We start from the raw sequence: 3,330 nt of genomic DNA on the forward strand, positions 1-3,330 counted from the left end.
GGTTATTTCAATCCTTAATGTCTCGCAACTGCTCAGCTTCAGTCTGCCGGATATGGCCCGCGATGGCATGCCGTTTAACCAGATCACCGCCAGCATCGGGGTTAAAAACGGCATCCTGACAACCCAGGACTTTTTCATCGACAGCAACGTCATGCATGTCACCACCGTTGGCACCATCGACATTGTCAAAGAGACACTGGATATGCTGATCGGGGTACAGCCGCTGCAAACCGTTGACCGGATTGTCAGCAGAGTCCCGGTGGTCGGCTGGATACTCTCGGGAGGTGACGGCAGCCTGATCACCACCTACTTTGAAGCCAAAGGCAGCTGGGAAAACCCTGAAGTCACAGCCATCCCGGTAAAGACGATGGCAAAGGGCACCCTGGATATATTCAGACGGGTCTTTGAACTGCCGGTTCGACTCTTCACCGACAGTGGCGAGGTTATTTTAGGTAATCAAAAAGAACGGCCCAAGGCCGGGGAAGCACCAACTCAGTAGATCTGATAATTGGCAGGATCAGAGAAGAGTTGTTTCAAAAGCAGGTTGTTGAGATGGTGACCGGTCTTATGGGCTTCCACCTTGCCCAGAATCCGGTAGCCACTGGTATAGAGATCGCCGATCAGGTCCAGAATCTTGTGGTTGACCAGCTCTTTACGGTAACGCAGTCCCTGCGGGTTCAGCACCTCGTCCTCCCCCACCACCACCGCATTATCCAGAGAGCCGCCTTTGGCCAAGCCCATTTTCTTGATCGCCTCAATCTCCTCCAGCATGGTGAAGGTACGGGAATTAAGGATTGAGAAGGCATTTTCCACATCAGAGACACGACGGCGCTGCAGACCAACCGGCTGGCGGAATTCAATCGTCATGGTGATATCCAGCGTGTTCAGCGGTTTAAGCTTTACCCAAGCATCACCGTGGCTCGCTTCCACATTTTTAAGCACCTTCAGGTAGATCTGTTCTTCAGGAAACTCATAGACCCCGGCCTTCCACATCCCTTGATAAAATTCCCAGGCAGAACCGTCCAAAATCGGTACTTCCGGCCCGTCAATATAAACAAGGCAATTGGTAACACCGGCGTAGTAGAAGGCCGCCATCAGGTGCTCAATGGTGGAAACCGCAGCACCATCCTTGGCGATCAGGGTTGAAAGACGGGTATCGGCAACCTGATCAAAACGGGCCGGAATCTGCACACCGTTGAGCACGAAGACAATCCCCTGTTCACGGCGGGGAAGAAATTCCAGATTGACCGGATGACCTGAATGCAGGCCGATGCCGGAGAGCTTGAAGATACGGTTAATGGTGGTCTGTCGTTTGATCATGGCTGAGTTATCTCATGATTTATGGTTTGCGTCAACCAGCTGTTTTTTCAGCGCTTCATGCTCTTTATGCAGGCTATCATACTTTTGCTCCAGCCCTTTTAACTGATCAAAGAGACAGGCAATGGCGGTGGCTGATGGATCAGGCATCTTGCCATGTTCAAGATCAGGTCGTCCTTCCTTTGCCGCTTCAGGTGCCAGCACAATCTTGCCGGGAATCCCCACCACGGTAGCATTGGGCGGCACCTCTTTTACCACCACTGAATTGGAGCCGATTTTGGCACCACGTCCCACGGTAAACGGTCCCAGCACTTTGGCGCCAGAGCCGATCACCACCCTGTCTTCCAGAGTAGGGTGACGCTTGACCTTATCCCAGGTTACTCCGCCCAACGTAACTCCATGGTAGATGGTGACATCATCGCCGATCTCGGCTGTCTCGCCGATTACCACCCCCATGCCGTGGTCGATGAAAAACCGTTTGCCAATCTTTGCGCCAGGGTGGATCTCTATCCCGGTTACAAAGCGGGAAAACTGGGAGACAAAGCGTCCCAAAAAAAACAGTTCCTGTCGCCAGAACCAGTGGGCAATCCGATGCAGCCAGACCGCATGTAAACCAGGATAGCATACCAGTACCTCAAGCGTGCTACGGGCTGCCGGGTCACGGTCAAAGACCGAGTTAATGTCATCACGCATCTGATTGAACATGAAGCCCCCTTATTCAGTGCAGCTACAGTTTCAGGCTACCATACAGGACAAAATGAGTCAACTTTGATACTACCAACTTAGCACTCGACAAAAACCGCTGTTTTGCATACTATGCCGAAGATTTTGTATACACTATCGGACAACGTTCCGAACCTTCTATCGAAAGGAGTTTTACGCATGTCAACCAAACCGTTCGTGTATCAGGAGCCGTTCCCGCTTGGCAAAGATGAGACCAACTACTACAAGATTGAGGGTTCGGAGAAGTATGTCTCCGTGGCAGAGTTTGATGGTAAGCCGGTGGTCAAGGTTGATCCTGAGGCACTGACCGTCCTGGCCAACCAGGCCATGAAGGACCTTTCCTTCCTGCTGCGCCCCAGCCATAATGAGCAGGTCGCCAAGATTCTGGCTGATCCCGAGGCATCCCAGAACGACAAAGGTGTTGCGCTGGCCTTCCTGCGTAACGCCATGGTATCAGCCAAATTTGAGCTACCTCTGTGCCAGGACACCGGTACTGCGACCATCGTAGCCAAAAAGGGTCAGCAGATCTGGACCGGTGGCAACGATGAGGAGTTTATTTCCAAGGGTGTCTACAAGACCTACACCGAAGAGAACCTGCGTTACTCACAGACGGTTGCTCTTAATATGTATGATGAAGTCAACACCGGCACCAACCTGCCGGCTCAGATCGACATCATGGCCACCAGCGGTGACTACTACAAGTTCCTGTTCATGGCCAAAGGTGGTGGTTCAGCCAACAAGACCATGCTGTATCAGGAAACCAAAGCCCTGCTGACTCCTGAGAAGCTGGAGAAGTACCTGATTGAGAAGATGAAGTATCTGGGCACTGCAGCCTGCCCTCCTTACCATATCGCCTTCGTCATCGGCGGCACCTCTGCTGATGCCTGCATGAAGACCGTTAAGCTGGCCACTGCCCGCGATATCGATGGCCTGCCCACCGAGGGCAATGCCTATGGTCAGGCATTCCGTGACGTAGAACTGGAAGCAAGGCTGCTGACCGCTGCCCAGAAGCTGGGAATCGGCGCACAGTTCGGCGGCAAGTACTTTGCCCATGACGTCCGTGTAATCCGTCTGCCCCGCCACGGTGCTTCCTGCCCGGTCGGCATGGCGGTATCCTGCTCCGCAGACCGTAACCTGAAGGCAAAGATCACCAAGGACGGCCCGTTTATTGAGCAGCTGGACCGCGATCCGGGCCGCCTGCTGCCTGAGCAGTACCGGATGGCGAAGCATGAGCACGGTCACAAGGTTGACCTCTCCAAGCCTCCGGCAGAAACCCTGAAGGAGCTGTCC

The 3,330-nt window shown here is 53.5% G+C and carries 4 protein-coding genes; 2 read left to right on the top strand and 2 right to left on the bottom strand.

Going from position 1 to position 3,330, the window contains the following annotated elements:
* Nucleotides 1-499 (top strand): AsmA-like C-terminal domain-containing protein (locus OEL57_RS15560; RefSeq protein ID WP_300741727.1); only part of this gene is annotated, 499 nt, incomplete at its 5' end.
* Here the strand turns inward: OEL57_RS15560 and lpxC are convergent.
* Nucleotides 493-1,320 carry a UDP-3-O-acyl-N-acetylglucosamine deacetylase gene (gene lpxC / locus OEL57_RS15565; RefSeq protein WP_300741729.1) on the bottom strand — a complete coding sequence of 276 codons (828 nt, stop codon included), beginning with the start codon at nt 1,318-1,320 and terminating at the stop codon, nt 493-495. The genes OEL57_RS15560 and lpxC overlap by 7 nt on opposite strands.
* A gap of 12 nt (nt 1,321-1,332) precedes the next feature.
* Nucleotides 1,333-2,022 carry a serine O-acetyltransferase gene (cysE, locus tag OEL57_RS15570; RefSeq protein ID WP_300741730.1) on the bottom strand — a complete coding sequence of 230 codons (690 nt, stop codon included), beginning with the start codon at nt 2,020-2,022 and terminating at the stop codon, nt 1,333-1,335.
* A 177-nt stretch (nt 2,023-2,199) separates the two neighbouring features.
* On the opposite strand from cysE, the gene OEL57_RS15575 reads away from it, so the two are divergent.
* The coding region (locus OEL57_RS15575) for a fumarate hydratase (RefSeq protein ID WP_300741732.1) at nt 2,200-3,330 on the top strand (1,131 nt) is incomplete at its 3' end.

The sequence above is a fragment of the Trichlorobacter sp. genome (assembly GCF_030247655.1).
Lineage (GTDB): Bacteria > Desulfobacterota > Desulfuromonadia > Geobacterales > Pseudopelobacteraceae > Trichlorobacter.